The following is a 21226-nucleotide window of genomic DNA, read 5'->3' as shown; positions in this document are numbered from 1 at the left end:
CCGCTATGCCGGGACGGGGTGCGGCCGGGGACGGGTGGGGCCGGAGCCGCCGGGCTCGACGGCGGTGCCGGGGTGATGGTCCTCGGGATGGCCCAGGAGCCAGTCCCACACCTCCTCCGGATCCTCGAACTGGCGCTCGGCACCGCAGTGGCAGACGGCCAGCAGCCGGTCCGTGCCCAGCAGCCAGTGAATACGGAAGACGCCGTCGCCCGTCAGGGCGGCGGGGTGGAGGGCCCTCACCGGGCCACCGCGGCCGGCTGGTCCGCACCGGCCTGTGCCAGGCGGGCGAGGATCCGCCGGGCGGCGAGGCCGCCGGTGTCGATGTTGATGCTCAGCTCCTGGTAGCCGGGCTTCTCGGTGTCCAGGGACTTCTGCAGCGCGTTGAGGGCCACCACGTCCTGCATGACCACGGTGTGGTTGCTGGTGTGCAGGAACTCGCTGACCTTCTCGTCGCCGAGCGCGAAGTCGCGGGCGACCGCCCAGAAGTCGTAGGTGGTCCGCTCGGTGGAGGGGGTGATGCCGTAGACGACCTCCACATGGAAGGCGTGCGGGTCGCTGCCGTCCGGGGCGGGGCCGGGGGCGCCGACGGGGGCGATGCGGGAGTGGAGCAGGTACAGGCACGGGGCGTGGTACTCGATGTCCTGCCACCGCGTGATCCGGGTGTCGATGCCGGTGGACTTCGCGTAGAACGGCGGGCACTCCGCGTCGTCCATGTGCCGGCTCACGTAGACGATCCCGGCCGCGTCGTCGACCTCGGTGGTGATGGGCGTCCGCGCGACCTCCGGGGTGCCGATGTAGCCGCCGTGCAGGTAGGTCTCGTGGGAGAGGTCCAGGAGGTTGTCGACGAGCAGTCCGTAGTTGCCGTCGATCGGCTCCATCCCGGACACGACGGTGTAGTCGGGGGAGTCCATCCAGGGGGCGCGCGGCGGCACGATGCTGCCGGGCTCGTGGTCGCCGATCCACACCCATAGGAAGGAGTCCTGTTCGATGACCGGGTAGGTCTTCAGGCGTGCCGTGCGCGGGATGCGCTGTTGTCCGGGTACGAAGACGCAGATGCCGTCGGTGCCGTAGGTGAAACCGTGGTAGCCGCACATCACTTGGTCACCGTCCAGGCGGCTCGGTGCCTGGGACAGGGGGAACCGGCGGTGCACACACCGGTCGGACATCGCCACGGCCCGGCCGTCCTCGGTGCGGTACAGCAGGATCGGCTCACCCAGTACGGTCCGTCCGAGAAGTTCGCGCCCGACCTCGCGGCCGTAAGCGGCGACGTACCACTGATTTCGCACAAAGGCGGTCATGGTTGTTCCCTTCAGGTAGGGGTCCGGTGCCGCTCTCGGCGGGCCCGGTCCGGGCCGCAACGGCAGGTGAGTCCAAAGGGGCGGGACGCGGCAGTTCTCATGGGGGCCGAGCTTCTTATGGGGCCGAGCGCGGTGCGGTCGTCGGAGCCCGTGGCGCACACCCGGTCGGCGTGGCCCGGCGGCGAGTGGTGGCCCGGACGCCGCATCGTCGGTTCATGGTGCCCGCTGGCCGGCCCCGTCGCCCAGGGGCCTTTCCGGATGCCGGGAAACATTGTCGGAATACTCCCCGGGTGCGTGCCTGCGTGTCTGCGTGCGTGGGCCCGTGGGGGAGCGGCAGACGGTGTTCCGCCGCCCGCGGTCACCCGCGTGCAAGGCCCGGGCGGTCGGTGACGTCAGGCGCGCGGCGCGGCCATGGCGCGCGAGATGGCCCGGGCGCTGGTGCAGACGAGTTGCGCCAGCGCGCGCGGTGAGGCACTGCCGTGGTGAACCACCAGTGACACGGCGGCGATCACCGCGTTGTCGCCGTCGCGCACCGGGGCGGCGACCGACAGTGAATCCATCGTGACTTGACGCTCGCTGACCGCGTAGCCGTTGGCCCGGATGCCGGCCAGCAGGCGGCGCAACACCTGCGGATCGGTGATGGTGCGGGGCGTGAAGCGCTCGAGGGGGCCGGTGAGCACCTGCTCCTGCACGTCGACGGGGGCATGCGCGAGCAGCACCAGTCCGACGCCGGTGGCTGTCAGGGCGAACCGCCCGCCCACGCGGGTGAGCACGGGTACCGCACCGGACCCGGCGATGCGCTCGACGAAGACGAGTTCGGCCCCTTCACGTACAGCCAACTGCACGTTCTCGCGGGTGATCTGGGAAAGGTCCTGCAGGAACGGCATCGCGTGCTCCCGCAGTCCCTGGCTGCGCGGCGCCAGCGAGCCGACCTGCCACAGCCGCAGGCCGATCCGGTAACGGCCGTCCGCACCCCGTTCCAGAGCTCCCCAGGCCGTCAGCTCGCCCAGCATCCGGTGCACGGTCGACACCGGAAGACCGGATTTCCGGGACAGCTCGCTCAGCGACATCTCGGGGTGGTCCGTGCTGAAAGCGCCGAGGATCTGCAGTGCCCGGCCCAGCACGGGCCCGCTGCCGGACCGGGAGACGCGGCGGATCCTGCCCGGCTGTCCCGTCCGGGGGTGCTGTGAACCCGGGCTGGGGGAGAGCGGACCCGTGCGGCTTCCCCGTCCCTGGGTGTGCGGTTCCGCCGCCGGCGGTTCGCGCCGGGTCTGCTCGGCTCCGTCCGCGGCCGCGTTCCCCACCGGCACTCCCGTCCCATCTGTCCGCCGTGCCCGCCGGAAACCCACCGGATGCCCCCTGCGCGCCGGTCAGTGTGCAGGACGCCGTTGCCCGTGTCGAGATGCAGGGCACCGCGGAGCGTGACGTGTTTTTCGTGCCCGAGGCGGTACCGCAACCGGCCGTTCGGCCGCCCGCCCGGGCTCGCCGCTCCGGACGCGCGGGCGCGGTGACGGGCCCCAACGGCGCGGGGAAGCCGACCCCTGGTCAGCAACACCCCGACGCCGGAGGCACGCCGTGAACGACCTTCCTCGTCCAGCTTCTCAACGGGGGCCCGGCGACGTCCGGCGCGTGCGATCGCAAGGTCCCCGGCGCCTCAGAGGGTGTCGCTGAGCGAGTCCGCCAGGCGCCGGCGCACGGCGCGGGCGGCGGGCGGGACCGAGACGGCGATCGCCCCGGCCACCACGGCGGTGCCCATCAGCACCAGCGCGGCCGGTGACGGCGGTTGGGCGATGCCCGCGCCGATACCGGAGGAGGCGCCCTGGAGGTCGATCAGCCAGCCGGCGGCCGGGGCGCCGAGGAGGATGCCGGCCGCGGTGGCGGCCAGGGCGGTGAAGCCGGTGCCCGCCACGATCACCGCCATGATCTGACGAGGCGTCAGCCCGATGGCTTTGAGCGCCAGCAGGTCACGGCGGCGCTCCCGCACGCCCGCGGCGATGGTCGTCGACAGCTCCGCGAGACCGATCAGCGCCAGCACCGCGACCAGCCCCACGATCACGCCCCGCACGGACGACAGCCGGTCCGCCGGATTGGCGGTCTCCCGTACGTCGAGCCCGCCGTCGGCGTCCCGGGACAGCCGGGCGCCGACGGCCGCCGGATCGGCGCCCTCCGCCGGCACCAGCCGGTAGAAGCCCGGCCCGTCCGCGGCGCCGCCCTCCCGCAGGGTGTCGAGGGAGGTGGAGACCACCCGCCCGCCGTCCTCCGGCTCGATGCTGCGGCCGACGAGGTGGAGCACCTGCGGGCGGCCGCCGACGGTCATGCGGACCCAGTCGCCGACCTCCACGTGCAGCAGGTCGAGGAGTCCCTGCCCGGCCACCGCCTCGTCCGGCCCCCGCGGCGCCCGGCCCTCGGCGATGGAGAACGGGTACGGCTGGGCCGCCGTGCCCAGCCCGCGCAGGGTGATCGTGCCGGTCTGGCCCGGGACGAGCGCTTCGGCCTCCGCACCCGGGAGCGCCGCGGCCACCCCGTCCTCGGCGGCCAGCCGCCGCCGCAGTTCCCCGTCGTCCATCCCGTCCCCGCGCACGACGAGGGAGGCCGCCAGACCGACCTCCTCCGGCCGGCTCTCGAACCGGTCGAGGGTGCTCCACGCGCTCAGTGCCACGGTGATCAGCAGCAGCGGTACGGCCAGCCGTCCGACGGCGGCGGCCGACCGCCCGGGCCGGTGGAAGGCACCGCGCCAGCCCAGTACCAGAGCCGGCGGCAGCCGCAGGCCGAGGGCGCGCCGGGCCGTGCCCGACATCCGGCGGCCCGCCGGGACCGCCGCGCGCGCCACGGGCACGGGCGGGACCCGCCCCGCCCGCCAGGCCGCGGACGCCGTGGTGGCGGCGATGAGGAGCACGGCGCCCGCCGCCGTCACCAGGGGGACCCAGGTGTGCTCGGGAAGTTCCCGCCACAGCCGCATCGCCTCCCCGGTCCGGCCGGGCAGGTGCGGGCCGAGCAGCTCCGTGAGGAGGGCTCCGGCGGCCACCCCGGCCAGTGCCAGGGCGAGATACTCGGCCAGGAACATCCGGACGAGCTGCGCGGGGGTGAAACCGACGGCTTTGAGGACGGAGATGTCCCGCAGATGGCCGTGGACCCGGGTGCCGACCGCGCCCGCGACCGCCATGGCCGCGGCCAGCAGCGCGCCGATCCCGAACGCGCCCAGCAGCAGCCCGAGGAGCCGGTCGCCGCCGACGGCCTCGGCCCGCGCCTGCTTCCAGGTGGACACCTCGGCGATCTGGTCGGCGCCGAGCGCGGTGACGGCCTGCTGGACGGCGAAGTCGGTGTCCTCCGGGTCGTCCAGCCGCAGACCCACCGCGAGGCCGCGGCGGTCCTCCTCCGGCGCGAGGCGTTCCAGCGCCGCGGGGAGCACCCAGCCGGTGCCGGGGTTCTCCCCCGGGGCGTACCGCGGCTCCGCGCTGTCGGCGACGCCCACCACCCGCAGCCGGCGGACGGTGCCGTCCGGGCCCCGGACCCGCAGCGCGTCACCCGGCTCGGCCCACAGGGCGCGGGCCACCGAGCTCTCCAGGACGACGCCGTCCGGGGTGCCGGGGCCGAGCCACCGTCCGGAGACGGGCAGCGGGCGGCCGACCGCGGGCGGCCGGGCCCCGGCGGCGCGCAGCCGCACCGCCGCCCGGTCGCCGCCCAGCTCGGCGGTGACGCCCGCCGTGGGGAACGGCCCGGACGCGGCCCGGACCCCGTCGAGCCCGGCCAGCGTTCCCGCGTCGGCCGACGCCTTGGTGTGGATCCACACATGCGCGCCGGACGACTGGGTGAAGACCCGCTGCCAGGGGTTGGCGGCGTAGGTGAGGAAAGCGCCCGCGAGCAGCAGCGAGGCGATGATCCCGGCCGTGGCGAGCACCAGGAACAGCGCCTCCCCGCGGTGCACCCGGAGATCGGCGCGCACCCAGCGCACCGTGGCACGCATTCCGTTCAGCCCTTCAGTTCGAGCACGCCGGACACGCCGCCGGTGCGCGGGGCGCCGCCGCCGAGCACGGCGTCGTCCGCGATCCGGCCGTCGAAGAGGCTGATCACCCGGTCCGCGGCGCTCGCCATCCGGGCGTCGTGGGTGACGAGCACGATGGTCTGGCCGCGCGCGTGGAAGCGGGAGAGCAGCCGCAGCACCTCGCGGGTGCCCTTGCTGTCGAGGCTGCCGGCGGGTTCGTCGGCGAGCAGCACGTCCGGGTGGTTGACGAGGGCGCGGGCGAGGGCCACGCGCTGCTGCTCGCCGCCGGACAGCTCGCCGGGCGTGCTGTTCTCCTTGCCGTCCAGACCGAGGTCGGCGAGGAGCTCGGCGCGGCTCTCCCGGGCCTCCTTGGGGGAGCGGCCCGCGAGCAGCGCGGGAAGCTCGACGTTGTCGGCCACCGTGAGATGGGAGACCAGGTTGAAGAACTGGAAGACGATGCCGACGCCGCGGCGGCGGAGCACCGCCCAGCGGGCCTCGCTGTAGCCGTCCACCCGGCGGCCGTCGAGCCAGATGCGTCCCTCGTCCGGCCGGTCGAGTCCGCCCAGGAGGTGCAGCAGGGTGGACTTCCCCGCGCCGGAGGGGCCGGTGACCGCCAGGAACTCGCCGCGGCCCACGCTCAGGTCGACGCCGCGGACGGCCCGGACCGGGGCGCCGTCGGTGCGGTGGGTCTTGACCAGGCCCTCCGCGCGCAGGAGGGGACCACCCGGCCCGTCACCGCTGACACCGGGCGCGGCACCGGCGCGGGACGTCTCTCCGGCGGTGTCCGCACCCGGTTCCCGGGCCGGGCCCGTCCCGCCGGCCCCGGCGGGAGCCGTCTCGTGGTTCTCGCGGCTCACTCCAGCTCCTCCTGACAACGCTCCAACCAGTCGAGATCCGCCTGCAGATGCAGCATCGCGCCCTCGATGAGCAGCTGAGCCACGCGGTTGTCCCGGTCCTCGGCCGCGGCCAGCTTCGACAGATCGCGCATGGTGTTGAGGTAGTGGCGGCGCTGCTTGTTGATCAGGGCGATCTGGTCGGCCACCCCCGAGTCGGGAGCCAGGGCGAGCTTCATGAAGAACTCGTCCCGCACCCGGGGCTCGGCGGTCGGCTCCTCGAACCAGGCGGCCACCGCCTCCCGCCCCGCGGGCGTGAGCCGGTAGATGCGTTTGTTCGGCCGCGCCGTCTGGGCGACGTCCTCGCCCTCGATCAGTCCCGCTTTCTCCAGCCTGCCGAGAGTGACGTAGATCTGCCCGATGTTCGGCTGAGGGTACGCGGCGCCCAGAAGCTTCTCAAGAGCCTGCTTGAGCTCGTATCCGTGGGCGGGCCCCTTCGCCAGGAGTGCCAGGAGGGGCAGACGCACGGACTCCCGCCTCCTTCCCCGGCCCTACCTGCTTGTTGGGGGGCCGGCTCCGGCTGTGAGCCCGATCGCCCCAGCACATTGTCGCGACCCCTAGTATCCCGTATGCCCAACGGGTATACAGGGGCCTTGGACGCCGGGCGGGCCGCCGGCGCCGAGTGCCAAGGAGGAACCTATGCGGTGGACGCGGGCCGCGGGTAGGGGGCTCCTCGCCGCCGCGGTGATCCTCGCCGGTTACGCGGGCCCGCAGGCCGGGGCGGGGGAGCGGACCGCCGGCTCCGGAGGCCGCGGCCCTCTGACGCTGGTGACGGGCGGCGACCTCACCGGCTATCTGCGGGGCGTCCTGGCGGACTGGAACCGCGCACACCCGCACGAGAAGGTCACGCTCGTCGAACTGCCCGAGGCGGCCGACGAGGTGCGGGCCCAGATGTCCACGAGCCTGCGCTCCGGCAGCGACCGCTACGACGTCCTCAACATCGACGTCGCCTGGACGTCCGAGTTCGCCGCGGCCGGCTGGATCGCCCCGCTGAACGCCGACCGCTTCCCCGTCAAACGCTTCCTGCCGCCCGTGGTCGACACCGCCACCTTCGGCGGGCGGCTGCACGCGCTGCCGTATGTCACCAACGCGGGCCTGCTCTACTACCGCAAGGACATCCTGGAGCGGGCGGGCGAGAAGCCGCCGCGCACCTGGGGCGAGCTGGAGCGGCTGGCGCGCACGGTGGCCCCGGAGCACGGTCTGGACGGCTACGCCGGGCAGTTCCTGCCGTACGAGGGCCTGACGGTGAACGCCGCCGAGGCCGTGCAGTCCGCCGGCGGTTCGATCCTCGCGGACGAGGGCAGCCGGGTCACGGTCGGCTCCCCCGAGGCCCGGGAGGGGCTGGAGTTCCTCGCGGACGGGGTGCGGGAGGGATGGATCCCGGATGAGGCCCTCAGCTACAAGGAGGAGGAGTCCCGGCGCGCCTTCCAGGAGGGCCGGCTGCTCTTCCTCCGCAACTGGCCGTACGTCCACGCGCTGGCCGGCGGCGCGGAGTCGAAGGTGGCGGGCAGGTTCGGCGTGGTCCCGCTGCCCGGCCGGGACGGTCCCGCCGCGGGCATTCTCGGCGGCTCGAACCTCGCGGTCAACGCCCGCTCCCGGCACCAGGAGTCGGCGGCGGACCTGCTGGCCTATCTGACCAGTGAGACGGTCCAGCGGCGGGTGCTCACCGAGGGCGCGCTGCCGCCCGTGTGGGCGGAGCTGTACGAGGACCCCGGGCTGGTGCGGCGGTTTCCGTATCTGCCGACGCTCCGGGAGAGCGTGCTGGCCGCGAAGCCGCGGCCGAAGAGCCCGCGCTACGAGCAGGTGAACCTGGCGGTCCAGGCCGTGGTGCACGACGTGATGGCGCAGCGGGAGACGCCCGCGTCCGGGGTGGCGCGTCTGGAGCGGGAGCTCCGGGCGATCGTCCGCAAGGGCTGACGGCCCGCCCCACGCTGTTCTCTCGGATGCTCCGGGAGACCTTCTTCTACTTACCTGTTAGGTAACGGCCTGCCGGGAATTCTTCCGTATAACGGGACGAATCCCCCCACCCTCGCCGCTTTGTGCTGCACACTCGTTGACACCCGTTCGTCATCGCTACATAACATGCATGCATAGCAGCGGCGCCGGAACAGCGCGGCCGCAGCACCGCCGAGCGACCGAGCGAACAGGTGTCAGCCATGCTCACCACCACCACACCGACCACCACCGCACACTGGTGGCGGGATGCCGTGATCTACCAGATCTACGTCCGCAGCTTTCTCGACAGCACCGGGGACGGCATCGGGGACCTCACCGGCGTCCGCGCCGGGCTGCCGTACCTCAAGAAGCTCGGTGTGGACGGCATCTGGCTCAGCCCGTTCTACCCCTCACCGCACCACGACCACGGCTACGACGTGGCGGACTACTGCGGCGTCGACGAGACCTTCGGGGACCTCGCAGAGTTCGACCGCCTCGTCGGCGACGCCCACCGGCTCGGCCTCAAGGTCGTCATCGACATCGTCCCGAACCACTGCTCCAGCGAGCACCCGTGGTTCCGCGCCGCCCTGGCGGACGAGCCCGGCGGCCCGGACCGCGCCCGCTTCCACTTCGCCGACGGACGCGGGGAGCGGGGCGAACTGCCGCCCAACAACTGGCGCGCCATGTTCGGCGGACCGGCCTGGTCCCGCGTCACCGAACCCGACGGCCGGCCCGGCCAGTGGTACCTCCACCTCTTCACCCCCGAGCAGCCCGACCTCAACTGGCGCAACCCGGAGACCGGCCGCTCCTTTGAAGAGGTCCTGCGCTTCTGGCTCGACCGCGGCGTGGACGGCTTCCGCATCGACGTCGCCGCCGGCCTCTTCAAACACCCCGAACTCCCCGACTCCCCGGACCCGGAGGCCGACGAACGCGCCCGCGACTCGGTCAACCCCCTCGCCTGGAACCAGCCGGAGGTCCACCAGGTGTGGCGCGACTGGCGCGCGGTCTGCGAGGAGTACACCGCCCGCGACGGGTTCGACCGGCTCCTCGTCGGCGAGGTGTCCGTGCCCACGGCCCGCGAGCACGCGCGCTACGTACGCCCCGACGAACTGCACCAGGCGTTCTTCTTCGACCTGCTGAGCGCCGCATGGGACGTCGACGCCTTCCGGAAGACCATCGGCGAGGCCCTCACCGACATCGCCGGCACCGGCTCCACCGTCACCTGGGTGCTCAACAACCACGACCAGGTGCGGACCGTCACCCGCTACGCGGGCGAGAACACCACCGTCGGCCCGGCCCGCGCCCGCGCCGCCGCCCTGCTGATGCTCGCCCTGCCCGGCGCCGCCTACGTCTACCAGGGCGAGGAACTCGGACTGCCCGAGGTCGTCGACCTGCCCGACGAGGTGCTCACCGACCCCATCTTCCGCCGCACCGGCAGCCGCCGCCGGGTCCGCGACGGCTGCCGGGTGCCGCTGCCCTGGTCCGGCCACGCCTCCCCGTTCGGCTTCACCACCGGCGAGGGCGCGGCCAGCCCGTGGCTGCCGCAGCCCCAGTGGTTCGCGGAACACGCCACCGACCGGGCGCTCGCCGACACCCGCTCCTTCTGGCACCTCTACCGCGACGGACTCCAACTGCGCCGCACCCTGCCCCAGTTGCGCCAGGACGGCCTGCGCTGGCTGGAGACCCCGCCGGAGGTCCTCGCCTTCGTCCGCGGCGACGGCTTGGTGTGCGCGGTCAACTTCGGCCTCCACCCCGTACCGGCGCCCGTCCCCGGCACCCCGCTGCTCGCCAGCGGGGACTGCCCCGCCGGGATCCTCCCCGGCTCGACCACCGCCTGGTGGATCAGCGATCTCTCCACGAAGGGAACCACCCGATGAAGCACACCACGAGACGGCGGCGCACGGCGGCCGGCACTGCGGTGCTCGGCCTCGCCCTCACCGCGACCGCATGCGGCGGCGGCACCTCCGCGGACTCCGGCTCCGGCTCCCAGAAGCTCCGGGGCGAGACGGTGACGGTCGCCGGCGTGTGGACCGGCACCGAGCAGAAGAACTTCCAGAAGGTGCTGGACGCCTTCTCCGAGAAGACCGGCGCAGAGACCCGCTTCGTCCCCACCGGCGACAGCCTCTCCACCTTCATCGGCACGAAGATCGAGGGCGGCAACGCCCCCGACGTGGTGATGGTCCCCCAGCCGGGCGTGCTCCAGCAGTTCGCCGACAAGGGCTGGCTCCAGAAGCTGTCCGCCAGGACCTACCAGAAGGCCGGCATCCACTTCGCGCCGGTCTGGCGCGACTACGGCACCGTCAACGGCACGTACTACGGCCTGTACTTCAAGGCGTCCAACAAGTCGACCGTCTGGTACAGCCCCGGCGCCTTCGAGCAGGCCGGCGTCGAACCGCCCGAGAGCTACGACCGGATGCTGGAGACCGGGAAGACCCTCTCCGAGTCCGGTATGCCCGCCTTCGCCGTCGCGGGCCAGGACGGCTGGACGCTCACCGACTGGTTCGAGAACGTCTACCTCTCCCAGGCCGGGCCCAAGAACTACGACAAGCTCGCCGCCCACGAGATCCCCTGGACCCACCCCAGCGTCGTCAAGGCCCTGACCACACTCGGCGAACTGTTCGCGGACAAGAACCTCGTCGCCGGCGGCGGCGCCGGCGCGCTGCGCACCGACTTCCCCGAGTCCGTCGAGCAGGTCTTCGGCAACGACCCCGAGGCGGGCATGGTCTACGAGGGCGACTTCGTCGGCGGCATCGTCGCCGGCGACCACAAGAAGAAGGTCGGCGAGGACGCCAAGTTCTTCCCCTTCCCGGCCGTCGGTGACGGCAAGCCGCCGGTGGTGGGCGGCGGGGACGCGGCCGCCGTGCTCAAGGCCGGCAAGAACCCGGAGGCCGCCCAGCAGCTCGTGGAGTTCCTGGCCACCCCCGAAGCCGCGGAGATCTGGGCGGCGGAGGGCGGCTTCATCTCCCCCAACGAGTCCCTCGAGCCCGAGGCGTACCGGGACGAGACGACCCGCGAGATCGCCGTCTCCCTGGTCGAGGCCGGCGACGCGGTGCGCTTCGACATGTCCGACCAGGCCCCGGCCGCCTTCGGCGGCACCGCCGGAGTCGGCGAGTGGAAGCTGCTGCAGGACTTCCTCCGCGACCCCTCCGACCCGAAGGCGACGGCGGCGAAGCTCGAGGCCGCCGCGGCCAAGGCCTACAAGGACTGAGGACTGAAACCCCCCATGTCGGTCACCTCCCCGCCGGGTGCCGCGGCACCCGGCACCACCGAAGGCACGGCGCCGCTCCGGAAGGCGGACGGCGCCGTGCCCCCCGGGCGACGGCGCGCCGCCCGGCGCAGGCGGCTCACCGCCGTCCTCTTCCTGCTGCCGGCGCTGCTCCTGCTGGGCGCGCTCGTCGCCTACCCGATCCTCTTCACCATCGGCCGGAGCCTCTTCGACGCCTCCGGGAGCCGCTTCGTCGGCGCGGACAACTACGCGGAGATGTTCCGCGACCCGGCCACCCTGACGGCCATCCGCAACAGCACGGTCTGGGTGGTGGTCGCCCCGGCGCTGCTGACCGGCCTCGGCCTCGTCCTCGCCGTGCTGACCGAGAAGATCCGCTGGGCCACCGCCTTCAAACTGCTGATGTTCATGCCCATGGCGATCTCCTTCCTCGCCGCGGGCATCATCTTCCGCGTCGTCTACGAGCAGGACCCGCAGCGCGGCGTGCTCAACGCGGTGGCGGTCGGCGTGCACGACGTCTTCGACGAGAGCACCGGCTACCCCACCGCCCGGGCCCGGGACGGCGAGATCCTGGAGAAGCGGCCCGACGGCTCGTACCGCTCCGCGGAGACGGTGTCGCCCGGCGGCGTCCTGAACCTGCCCCTCGTCGGTGTCCCGCCCAAGGACCTGCCCGCGGAGGCGGAACCGGCCCGTACCGCCGCGGCGGCCCCGGCGGCCGGGGACGAACTGCGCGGCGTGGTCTGGATCGACTTCACCCCGGGCGGGGGCGGCGAGCCGGACCGGGTGGACCCGGCCGAGCGCGGACTGCCGGGGATGACCGTCGAGGCGGTACGGGACGGCGAGGTGGCGGGAACGGCCACCACGGCCGCCGACGGCTCCTACCGCTTCACCGGCCTCGCGCCGGGCGGTTACGAACTCCGGCTCCCCGCGAAGAACTTCGCCGAACCGTACGGAGGCGTCGCCTGGCTCGGCCCCGCGCTGATCACCCCGGCGATCATCGGCGCCTACCTGTGGATCTGGACCGGATTCGCGATGGTGCTGATCGCCGCCGGGCTCTCCGCGATGCCCCGGGACGTGCTGGAGGCCGCCCGGATGGACGGCGCGGGGGAGTGGCAGATCTTCCGCCGGATCACCGTGCCCCTCCTCGCCCCGGTCCTGGCGGTGGTCTTCGTGACCCTGGTGATCAACGTGATGAAGGTCTTCGACCTCGTCTACATCATCGCCCCGGGCCCCGTGCAGCAGGAGGCGAGCGTGCTCGCCATGCAGATGTGGCTGGTGTCCTTCGGCGGCGGCAACGACCAGGGCCTCGGCAGCGCGCTGGGCGTACTGCTGCTGCTCACCGTCACCCCGGCCATGATCTTCAACATCCGACGCTTCCGCAGGAGCCAGCCATGACCGCCCAGGGAACCGTCACCCCCGGATCCGCGCCGGACTCCGCCGGTTCCGCGACCGCCCCCCGGCCCGGCTCCCCGTCCGCCCGGCGGGCCCGGACCCGCGCCGCCGGCCCGGCCGGAACCGCCGGCCCGCCGCGGCCGGGTCTCGTCTCCCGGCTGGCCGGGCGGACCCGGGGCGGCCTGGTACAGGTCCTTCTGGCCGTCATCGGGCTGGTGTGGCTGACCCCCGTGGCGGGGCTGCTCGTCGCCTCCCTCCGGCCCGAGGAGGACAACACCTCCAGCGGCTGGTGGACCGCCTTCGCCGACCCCGGCCGGCTCTCCCTCGACGGCTACACGGCCCTGCTGCGGGACTCGGGCATCGTGGACGCCTTCTGGAACACGGTACTGATCTCCGTGCCCGCGACCGTCACGGTGATCGTGGTGGCCGCCCTCGCCGGATACGCCTTCGCCTGGCTGGAGTTCCCCGGCCGCGACTGGGTCTTCCTGGTGGTCGTGGCCATGCTGGTCGTCCCCGTCCAGGTAGGACTGCTGCCGGTGGCCAAGATGTTCGGAGCGCTCGGACTCTTCGGGACCATCCCGGGCGTGATCCTCTTCCACGTCGCCTACGGACTCCCGTTCGCGGTCTTCCTGCTGCGCAACTACTTCGCGGAGATCCCCCGGGAGATGCTGGAGGCCGCCCGCATGGACGGCGGCGGCGAGTGGCGGATCTTCACCCGGCTCGTGCTGCCCCTGGGCCGGCCGGCGATCGCCTCCCTGGGCATCTTCCAGTTCCTGTGGGTGTGGAACGACATGCTGGTGGCGCTGATCTTCGCCGACAGCGGCTCCCAGCCGCTGACGGTCGCCCTGCAGTCGCAGATGCGGCAGTTCGGCAGCAACATCGGCGTCCTGGCACCCGGCGCGTTCCTGTCACTGATCGTCCCGGTGGCCATCTTCTTCGCCTTCCAGCGGCACTTCGTCCAGGGCGTCATGGCCGGCTCGGTGAAGTGACGGACGGCCGTACGGGCCGGTACCCCCTCCCCGCCGGCCCGTACGCCCGACCCGTACACCGGACCCGGTCGGCCCGTACGCCGGGCCCGCCGCCACCGTGCTCCGGCGCCCGTGCGGACGTGAGGCCCCGCCCGGCCCCGCCCACCGACACGGCGCTGCCACGCCGATGAGCGCTCGGGGGTTCATCGGCGTGGCGGCGCCGCCACGGGAAACGGGCCCCGCCCGGCTCAGCCCTCGTTCCCCCGGTCCTCCGCCGTGAGGCGGCCCGCGGCGAGGCCGTCGCTCAGGGTGCGGGTCAGCTCCGTGCCCAGGGCGCGGGCCTCGCGCAGCAGGCCGTCGAAGGAGGCGAGGCGGCGGAAGACCTCGCCGTAGCGCCGCTGTTCCGCCAGCGGCAGGCGCGGGATCTGCAGGCGGCGCACGTCGATCCGCGAGGTGGCGGAGGCGTGGGTGCCCGCCTGCCGGGCGTTGGCCGGGGCGCGCAGGCAGCCCGCGAGGAACCACGGGTCGAGGACCGACGGATCAACCCGGAGGGCGTGGATCTGGGGGCCGAGGACCGTGGGCCCGCCGTCGTCCACCCAGGCGTCGAAGACCCGTGAGGAGCCGATGACGACGACATCGTCCGGCTCGGTCACCGTCAGCGTGCCCGTCTCGCGCCCCTTGGCCGCGTCGGCGTGCGAGACCCGGCCGTTGGGCGCGCTGCCCAGCAGGAGATGCTGCACGGTCAGATACGGAACCGAGCCGTCGACGGCCGCGGAAGCGGCGTCCCGGACCACCCCGTCCGCCGGTGACTGACCGGTGTGGACGGTCAGCGCCCCGGCGCGGGCGAGTTCGCCGACCGTGGTCGGCCCCTGGCTGCCCGGCGCGTCAGCGGCGTCCGGGGCGAGCGTGAGCGGGGACAGTTCGGCCGCCGTGGCGCGCAGCCGGTCCAGGAGGCCGCCGAAATCCGACCAGGACTCGCCGAGCCCCGGGCCCGCCACCGGGGCCGCGACCGGTACGTGCCGGGCCGGGGTCAGGTCGACCTGCTCGTCGAGGAGGTCGATGACGGGAACGGCCTTGGTGCCCGGCGGGACATCGGCGTCGGCGGCCCCGCGGTCCGGGTCCGGGGCGCGGTGGGCGCGTACGGCGGTGAGCACCGTGTCGCGCAGCACCGTCCAGTCGAGGGCGGCCTTGCCCGCGGCGCCCGCCGCCGTCGCCGTGCCCGTCCCGTCCGCGCCGGGACCGGCGGGCGGCGCGGCACCCGCCGCCCGGCCGGGACGGCTCTGTGCGGCGTCGACGAAGAGCAGGTCGCTGCCGGCCTCCGCGGGGGACACCGGAGAGCGGAGCACCCACAGATGCAGCGCCACGCCGTGCGGCGGCGCGGCACCGGGCGGCAGGGCGATCACGGCCCGCAGCGCCCCGGCGCGCAGCAGCGCCGCGCGGATGCGGCGGCCCGCCCGGCGCGAGGCGACGGCGGGCGGCAGCAGCAGCACCGCCGTGCCGCCCGGCCGCAGGCAGGCCAACGCGTGTTGCACCCAGGCGAGTTCGGGCTCGGTCCGCGGCGGGTGACCGTAGACCCAGCGGGGATCGGTGGCGAGTTCGGCGTGCCCCCAGTCGCGTTCGTTGAACGGCGGGTTGCACAGCACCACGTCCGCCTCACCGCGGAACGCGGGGCCGTCCTCCCGCAGTGAGTCCGCCGGCCGGAGATCGGTGGTGCGCGCGGGGCGCGGGGCGGCGGACGCCCGCTTCCTGCCGCGCCGGGCCCCGGGGCGGCCCGCCCGCGGTTCGCGCGGATCGGTGAGAGCCAGCCGGGCGGCGGCCAGATCGACGAGGACGGGGTCGCTGTCCTGTCCGGAGAGGCGGAGTTCACCGTGCGCGCCCCACCGGTGGACGGCGGCGGTCAGCAGTCCGCCGACGCCGCACGCGGGATCCAGCACGGTCCAGGGGCCGCCGTCGGCCCGCGCGCTCCCCGGCCCGCCGCCGACCAGCTCGGCGAGCTCCGTCATCAGCGCGGCCAGAGGTTCGGGGGTGGTGGTGATCTGCCGTACGTGGGTGCCGAGCCAGCGGCCGAGCAGGAACCCGAACGTCTCCGCCAGGCCGTCCTCGCCCGCCACCCGCACCGCCTGTTCCACGGCCTGCTCCTGCGCCTCGGACAGCTCGGCGTCCACGGGCGGGCGGACGGAGCCGGAGGGAGCGGGCGGCGTTCCGGGGGCGTCTTCGGGGGTGGGACGGGGGGAGGGGCCGGCGGCCGGCTCGGCGCGGCCCGCCCGGGTGCCGACGGCGGCGATCGCCAGGCCCATCAGCTCCCGGTCGCCCAGCGCCTCGAAGCGCGGCCAGAGGCGTTCGCGGCCGCCCTCGTCCGCACCGAGCTTGCCCTGGGCGCGCAGCCACTCCTCGACCTGGGAGAGCGAGAACTGGGGGCTGGCGTCGGTGCCGCCCACCGGGCGGGGGAAACTGCTGTGCCGGCGGCGCCAGTTGCTCACCGCGGCGCGGCCGACACCCGCGATCCTCGCGATCTCCGCCAGGGTCACCGAGACATGGGGTTCCGGGGTGTCGGGCATGGCCTCTCCGGCGGGATGGGGATCGGCGGGCCCCGGGCGTGGCGGCCGGGGTGGGGGCGGCGGGTTGCCAGCCGCCGTCACCGTATACCGAAAGCGTAACGCTGTGCTAGCGGGATCCTTGACTCAGTTCACGTTTGCCCCGCTTTATTCTTGGCCAATGGTCTCTGCCCGTGACGGACGGGGCCAAAGGTGGGAGACGCACACGCCGGGGACCGGGTTGCTCCGGTCCTGCGGAGGGGGATACGGGAGGGCCGCACGATCCGCTCACCGGCTCACCGGCTCGCGGCCGCCGCCCCGCTCGCCGCCACCCGGGGTGCGGGTCCCGGCCTCCCGGGGCCCCGGCGTGCGAAGAGGGGCCCGGCGCGGCCGTATCGGCCGTACCGGGCCCCTCGGGGCTGTGCGTTCGAACCGGGGTTCACCGTCGGGCGGTCACCCGGCTCCGGTGCTCAGCTCGCGCGTCACCGTGGTCAGTTGACCGGCGGGTAGGCGTTCTCGATGAGCTCCTCGAACTGGGCCTGGAACCAGTGACCGGAGACCGGCGCGTCCGGGAGGGCGCCGGACATGTTGTTCTGGTTGCGCGCGTTCCCCTCGTAGGTGGGGTCGCACATCCGGTCGAAGCCCTTGCCCTCGTCGTTGTCGACCTCCTCGCTGGCGCCGTCCGACTCGCCCGGGGGCTTGATCCACGCGTAGGCGTCGATGCCCTGGGCGGGCGAGGCGGTGGGCCGCTCGCCGAGGCCGGCGCCGGCCTGGTTGCACCAGTTGCCGAGGTGGATACGGCGGTCGATGCGGCTGGAGTCGACGTACTCGTCGGCGGTGCCGCTCTTGTCGCCGGGGCCGCTGGGCCGCTCGGAGCCGCCCCAGCCGTTGCGGGAGGTGTCGATGATGACGCCGACGCCGCTGTTGAAGCCGGCGGAGACGGCTTCCTCGCGGAACGCCTGGGCGAAGGACTGCTCGTCGACGTAGCGGTTCCAGTCGACCCACTTGGAGCCCTCGCGGATCGACTTCCCGCCGACGGAGTCGTCGATCGAGAAGTACGGCTCCTCGGTGGCGCCGTAGTTCGCCGTGTTGGCGGCGAAGCCCGCGACGTCGTCGACGGTGGCGCCCTCGGAGGTGGCCGCCTCGTGCAGCAGCTCGGCGGTGGGACCGAAGTTGTCGTCCCAGCCGATCCAGCCGTGGTGGCCGATGTCGATGTAGTTGTAGACGTTCTCGATGTCGCCGAGGGTGGCCAGGGCGTAGCCGACGCCCTTGACGTAGTTGCCGTTCGCCAGCATCTCGTCACAGTTCTCGGTGGCCGTCTCACGGCTGCCGACGTTGGTGATGAGGTTGGGCAGCGAGTCGATCTCGACGACGTTGATGATCCGGAGGTCGGCGTACTTGGGGTCCGACAGGATCTCCGCGATCGGGTCGATGAACTCGTTCTTGTACTTGTCGATCTCCGTCGGGCCGAGTTCGCCCTGGGAGGCCAGCGCCGCGCAGTCCCGGCCGGGCAGGTTGTACGTGACCATCTGCAGGGCGTCGGCGCCCTGCTCCAGGGCCGCGTCGAGGTGGTCGCGCAGGCCCATGGTGTTCTCACCCGCGGAGCCCGAGTCGATCGCCTTGATGCGGTCCAGCCAGACGGCGGTCGGCTCGTCGGCGATGGCCTGGCCGCCGCTCGCCGCCGCCTGCCGGGACCAGTCCTCGTTCACGTACAGCTGGGCGCCCTCGTAGGGGTTGTCCACGCGCGCCGCGGCCGCCGAGGAGGACGCCTCGTCACCGTTCGCCGTGTTCCCCGCGGCGATCATGAAACCGGAGGCGAGCGCCATGGCGCTCACTGCCGTAACGGCGCGACGGAAGCGCGTTTTTCGCATTCCGCCTGGGGAATCGGTTGTCATCTGAGCTCCTATTCGGTGTCATCCCGCGGCGCATTGGCCGACGCGAGACGGTGGGGGAATGGGAAGCGCCCGACAGCTCAATGGGAGCGCTCCCACACGAAGGACGCTACCAGTGGCGGAAGAAGCTGAGAAGACCTCCGACACATGGAATTTCAATGAACGCCGCACGGGCGAAACATCACCCCGCCACCATGGCGTGAGTGGGGTACGAACCGGCTGGCGCGCTCTTTGCCGGCGGACTTCCCGGCACTCCGTACAGCGCTGTGCGGTGGGGCCCGGAGCCCGGCAGCGGACGACCGCCGGCCGGTGGGCACCGAGGGAGCCCCGGGCGGGCCGGACGGCATGGCGTCCGGCCCGCCCGGGGAACTCGGGAGCCCGCTGTGACCAGGGAATATCCGGGACATCCGCAGGTGCGGCGGGTGGTGTGGTGCGGCCGGGCGGTCACTCCCCGGCCCGGCCCGGGCACCCGGGCCTCTCCTTTCCGGTGACGGAATTCGCCAAGCTTCCGCAATCCGCTTTCCGGTGACGTCACCGGGTGACGTCACCGAAAAGCGGTGGGCTCCGAAGGGATCTTTATACGGGGTAATCCGGGCTGTGCGGATCCGTGCAATGGCACGGAATTCACACGGCGAGCGCATTCCTTCCGTCGCTCTCCCGCTCCCTCTCCTCCGCCGGGCGGAAAAGCGAATCAAGAGCCAGCCTGCCGGGGCCGAGCACGGCGATCAGCAGGAAGGCCCAGCAGAACATCGCGGCGGCCTCGCCGCCGTTCTGCAGCGGGAACAGGGCCTCGCCCTGGTGGCTGACGAAATAGGCGTACGCCATGGAGCCGGAGCAGATGGTGGCCGCCACGCGCGTCCAGGCGCCCAGCATGACCAGGCCGCCGCCGACGAGCTGGATGGCCGCGGCCCACCAGCTCGGCCAGGCCCCGACCTCGGGTACCACGCCGCCGTGCGGACCGCCGAGGACGTTGAAGAGGGTCGCGGCGCCGTGGCAGGCGAAGAGGAAGCCGACGACGATCCGGAACAGGCCCAGCACATGGCCGCTGCTGCGGTTCAGCGCGCCGGTCAGTCCTCTCCCGCCCGACGCGACTGTCACCGGGCTGATTCGGGATTCACTCATCGTGCACCGTCCTCGGAAGCAGTTCTGGAAGAAGAAGTGGCAGCGGCGGGCGCCGCGTTGGCCATGTCGTAGGCGAGCTGCGGCACGAACTGCCCGGCCGCGGCGGCACAGCCGTCCGCCTCACCGGGGAGCTTGACCCACAGATAGGCGTCGATCCGGTCCTGGCCGGTGTCGGCGGTGGTGGGGGTGCCGATCGCCCGGCCGGGCGGGTCGCACCATTCGCCCCGGGCATCCGGGCCGTTGCCGTTGCGGCTGGTGTCGACCACGGCGGTCAGCTCGTTCGAGCCGATGGCGTTGAGAACGGCCTGGCTGTAGGCGACCTCGTCGGCCGTGTGGTTGTAGTTCGACACATTGTTGGAGATGCCGTCGGCGCTGTTCACGATGTCCGAGGCGGCCAGCCGGGAGGCCATCTCCTGCGGGGAGTGCCAGCGGGAGTGGCCGGCGTCGAAGTACACCTTGGCCTCCGCCGAGCCGGCCTTGAGGGCCTTGCCCGCGTAGGCCATCGACTCCTGGGTGGCCCGCTGCTGCGAGGCGTCCTGGCAGTTGGACATCAGCGCCAGCACATCGGGTTCGATGATGATCGCGGCGGGACGCCCGTTCAGGCCGGCCGCGATCTCGTCGACCCACTGCCGGTATACGGAATGGTTGGCGGCTCCGCCGCTGCTCGCCCCACCGCAGTCGCGGTTGGGCATGTTGTAGACGACCATGATCGGGATCTGCCCGGCGCTCTGGGCGTCGCCGACGAAGGCGTCGACCTCGGCACGGACCTCGCCGGTGTTGGTCGTGGTGAACCAGCGGCCTTGCGCCACGGAGGCGATCCGGTCCCGGATCACCGCCGCCCGTGAGTCGCCGGGGTTCGCGGCGACCCACTTGGCGGACTGGGTCTCGGGGTCCACGTAGTACGTGCTGTCGGCCGCCGGCCCGGCCTCGGAAGCTCCGGCGGGGGCGGGTATCAGGAAGGCGGCGACGGCCAGGGTGGCCGCACCGGCCGCCGCACAGGAGGATTTCTTCATGGGTGAAGCTCCATGGGGGGTGGGTGGAGAGCGGTCCCGGCCCGGGGCCCGGAGAGGTGGAAGCGCTTCCAGGAGGGAGATCTGGAGCGCTTCCGGGCACGTCAGGGGCGGGACGTGGGCTGCGGGAGCTGGCGTCGGTGGAGTCCTCCCGGGGGGTGCGGGGGCCGGAGCGTGAGGGGCCGGGGGGTCCGGCGCCTGTCCGGCGGACGGGGGTGGCGGCGCCGGGCGCCGGACACGGGCCGGGGGCGGGGCCGGTCCGCGGAGGGGGCGGGGGTCGGGGCGGGGGTGTGCGTCGGCCGCGGCCGGGAGGCCGGCGGCCGCGGGGTGGACGGCGCGGGCGGCGCGGCATCCGCCGGGACGGTGACCGGCGTCCGGCCGCGGAGGGCCGGGGTGCGCGCCGCCCGGCCGCCCGATCCGGCACGGACCGGGCGGGGGTCGGCCGTGCCGGAGCTCGGGGTGGACGGTTCCCGCCGCACGGGGATTCCCCGGTGCGGCCGGGAGGGAGGAGGCGGCGGTTCCCCACCGCGGCAGCGTCCCGCACCGGCCGGCCCGCCGGCGGGCCGGCCGGCGCGGCAGCCGTCAGCGCGACGGGGGACGAGGGCCGCCGTCGCGGCGGTCCGTCCCCCGTCCGCTGTCGGATGGGGTTCATCTGCAAGCCTCCGTGCTCGCGGTGGGGCGGTACGGGTGGGGTGCTGCTTGCGGGTGGTGCGGCGGGGTGGTGCTTGCGGGGTGCGGCGGGCGGTGCGGGCGGTGCGGGTGGGGGCGGAGCTCGCGGTGCGGGGAGGTGCGGTGGCACGGCGGCCGGTGTGCGGTCGGCCGGACGGAGGCCGGGTCAGGGCAGTCGCTTCCGTCCGGCCCGGGCCGCCGTGCCGGGACGATCACTGGGCTCGCGCCGACGACGGGGTGCGCGGTGGCCGGCCGGTGATCGGCTCCGTCGGTCAGGACCTGGGAGCGCTCTTAGAGTGAGCGCGGCC

The 21226-nt window shown here is 73.5% G+C and carries 15 protein-coding genes; 5 read left to right on the top strand and 10 right to left on the bottom strand.

Annotation, left to right across the window (positions count from 1 at the left end; all coding sequences use genetic code 11):
* Positions 1 to 3 precede the first annotated feature (3 nt).
* The 6 genes from LIX60_RS04995 to LIX60_RS04970 all read right to left on the bottom strand — a co-directional run bounded on the left by LIX60_RS04995 (position 4) and on the right by LIX60_RS04970 (position 6640).
* Complete coding sequence (locus LIX60_RS04995) at positions 4 to 240, bottom strand: hypothetical protein (protein WP_308101092.1); 237 nt, start codon at positions 238 to 240, stop codon at positions 4 to 6.
* Complete coding sequence (locus LIX60_RS04990; RefSeq protein ID WP_227957372.1) at positions 237 to 1298, bottom strand: aromatic ring-hydroxylating dioxygenase subunit alpha; 1062 nt, start codon at positions 1296 to 1298, stop codon at positions 237 to 239. Before LIX60_RS04990 ends, LIX60_RS04995 begins: the two co-directional genes overlap by 4 nt.
* A gap of 392 nt (positions 1299 to 1690) precedes the next feature.
* Positions 1691 to 2422: an IclR family transcriptional regulator gene (locus LIX60_RS04985; protein WP_227957371.1), complete on the bottom strand. Its 732-nt coding sequence runs from the start codon at positions 2420 to 2422 to the stop codon at positions 1691 to 1693.
* A gap of 530 nt (positions 2423 to 2952) precedes the next feature.
* Entirely contained in the window at positions 2953 to 5262 is a 2310-nt protein-coding gene (locus tag LIX60_RS04980) for an ABC transporter permease (RefSeq protein WP_227957370.1), read from the bottom strand.
* 5 nt (positions 5263 to 5267) lie between these two features.
* Positions 5268 to 5993: an ABC transporter ATP-binding protein gene (locus tag LIX60_RS04975; protein WP_227962622.1), complete on the bottom strand. Its 726-nt coding sequence runs from the start codon at positions 5991 to 5993 to the stop codon at positions 5268 to 5270.
* Positions 5994 to 6133: 140 nt separating this feature from the next.
* Positions 6134 to 6640, bottom strand: a complete 507-nt coding sequence (locus LIX60_RS04970; RefSeq protein ID WP_125624245.1) for a PadR family transcriptional regulator — start codon at positions 6638 to 6640, stop codon at positions 6134 to 6136.
* A 172-nt stretch (positions 6641 to 6812) separates the two neighbouring features.
* Between LIX60_RS04970 and LIX60_RS04965 the strand changes: the two genes are divergently transcribed.
* The 5 genes from LIX60_RS04965 to LIX60_RS04945 all read left to right on the top strand — a co-directional run bounded on the left by LIX60_RS04965 (position 6813) and on the right by LIX60_RS04945 (position 13712).
* Positions 6813 to 8090: an ABC transporter substrate-binding protein gene (locus LIX60_RS04965; protein ID WP_227957369.1), complete on the top strand. Its 1278-nt coding sequence runs from the start codon at positions 6813 to 6815 to the stop codon at positions 8088 to 8090.
* A 239-nt stretch (positions 8091 to 8329) separates the two neighbouring features.
* Positions 8330 to 9985: a glycoside hydrolase family 13 protein gene (locus LIX60_RS04960; protein WP_227957368.1), complete on the top strand. Its 1656-nt coding sequence runs from the start codon at positions 8330 to 8332 to the stop codon at positions 9983 to 9985.
* Positions 9982 to 11316 (top strand): ABC transporter substrate-binding protein, encoded by a 1335-nt coding sequence (locus LIX60_RS04955; protein ID WP_227957367.1) that lies wholly within the window; start codon positions 9982 to 9984, stop codon positions 11314 to 11316. Before LIX60_RS04960 ends, LIX60_RS04955 begins: the two co-directional genes overlap by 4 nt.
* Positions 11317 to 11331: 15 nt before the next feature.
* The gene (locus LIX60_RS04950) at positions 11332 to 12726 is read left to right on the top strand and encodes an ABC transporter permease subunit (protein WP_227957366.1); all 1395 of its coding nucleotides are present in this window, start codon (positions 11332 to 11334) and stop codon (positions 12724 to 12726) included.
* Positions 12723 to 13712 (top strand): carbohydrate ABC transporter permease, encoded by a 990-nt coding sequence (locus tag LIX60_RS04945; RefSeq protein WP_227957365.1) that lies wholly within the window; start codon positions 12723 to 12725, stop codon positions 13710 to 13712. Before LIX60_RS04950 ends, LIX60_RS04945 begins: the two co-directional genes overlap by 4 nt.
* Positions 13713 to 13939: 227 nt before the next feature.
* Here LIX60_RS04945 and LIX60_RS04940 read toward each other — a convergent pair whose 3' ends face one another.
* The 4 genes from LIX60_RS04940 to LIX60_RS04925 form a co-directional block, all read right to left on the bottom strand.
* A complete protein-coding gene (locus tag LIX60_RS04940) occupies positions 13940 to 16249 on the bottom strand; it encodes an N-6 DNA methylase (protein WP_227957364.1) in 2310 nt (769 codons plus the stop codon).
* Between the two features lie 467 nt (positions 16250 to 16716).
* Positions 16717 to 18120 carry a glycoside hydrolase family 6 protein gene (locus tag LIX60_RS04935; RefSeq protein WP_374117796.1) on the bottom strand — a complete coding sequence of 468 codons (1404 nt, stop codon included), beginning with the start codon at positions 18118 to 18120 and terminating at the stop codon, positions 16717 to 16719.
* Between the two features lie 621 nt (positions 18121 to 18741).
* Complete coding sequence (locus LIX60_RS04930; protein WP_227957363.1) at positions 18742 to 19239, bottom strand: DoxX family protein; 498 nt, start codon at positions 19237 to 19239, stop codon at positions 18742 to 18744.
* Complete coding sequence (locus LIX60_RS04925; RefSeq protein WP_227962620.1) at positions 19236 to 20252, bottom strand: glycoside hydrolase family 6 protein; 1017 nt, start codon at positions 20250 to 20252, stop codon at positions 19236 to 19238. Before LIX60_RS04925 ends, LIX60_RS04930 begins: the two co-directional genes overlap by 4 nt.
* Positions 20253 to 21226 lie beyond the last annotated feature (974 nt).

This window comes from Streptomyces sp. S07_1.15 (assembly GCF_020739505.1).
GTDB lineage: Bacteria > Actinomycetota > Actinomycetes > Streptomycetales > Streptomycetaceae > Streptomyces > Streptomyces xinghaiensis.
The sequence above is the reverse complement of the archived record's forward strand: the minus strand, read 5'-3'. Positions and strand labels throughout refer to the sequence as shown.

Excerpts from the sequence above, each read along its gene's own strand:
- LIX60_RS04940 (WP_227957364.1), bottom strand. The coding sequence starts at position 16,249 with ATGCCCGACACCCCGGAACCCCATGTCTCGGTGACCCTGGCGGAGATC.
- LIX60_RS04930 (WP_227957363.1), bottom strand. The coding sequence starts at position 19,239 with ATGAGTGAATCCCGAATCAGCCCGGTGACAGTCGCGTCGGGCGGGAGA.
- LIX60_RS04990 (WP_227957372.1), bottom strand. The coding sequence starts at position 1,298 with ATGACCGCCTTTGTGCGAAATCAGTGGTACGTCGCCGCTTACGGCCGC.
- LIX60_RS04960 (WP_227957368.1), top strand. The coding sequence starts at position 8,330 with ATGCTCACCACCACCACACCGACCACCACCGCACACTGGTGGCGGGAT.
- LIX60_RS04980 (WP_227957370.1), bottom strand. The coding sequence starts at position 5,262 with ATGCGTGCCACGGTGCGCTGGGTGCGCGCCGATCTCCGGGTGCACCGC.
- LIX60_RS04950 (WP_227957366.1), top strand. The coding sequence starts at position 11,332 with ATGTCGGTCACCTCCCCGCCGGGTGCCGCGGCACCCGGCACCACCGAA.
- LIX60_RS04945 (WP_227957365.1), top strand. The coding sequence starts at position 12,723 with ATGACCGCCCAGGGAACCGTCACCCCCGGATCCGCGCCGGACTCCGCC.
- LIX60_RS04925 (WP_227962620.1), bottom strand. The coding sequence starts at position 20,252 with ATGAAGAAATCCTCCTGTGCGGCGGCCGGTGCGGCCACCCTGGCCGTC.
- LIX60_RS04965 (WP_227957369.1), top strand. The coding sequence starts at position 6,813 with ATGCGGTGGACGCGGGCCGCGGGTAGGGGGCTCCTCGCCGCCGCGGTG.
- LIX60_RS04935 (WP_374117796.1), bottom strand. The coding sequence starts at position 18,120 with ATGACAACCGATTCCCCAGGCGGAATGCGAAAAACGCGCTTCCGTCGC.
- LIX60_RS04955 (WP_227957367.1), top strand. The coding sequence starts at position 9,982 with ATGAAGCACACCACGAGACGGCGGCGCACGGCGGCCGGCACTGCGGTG.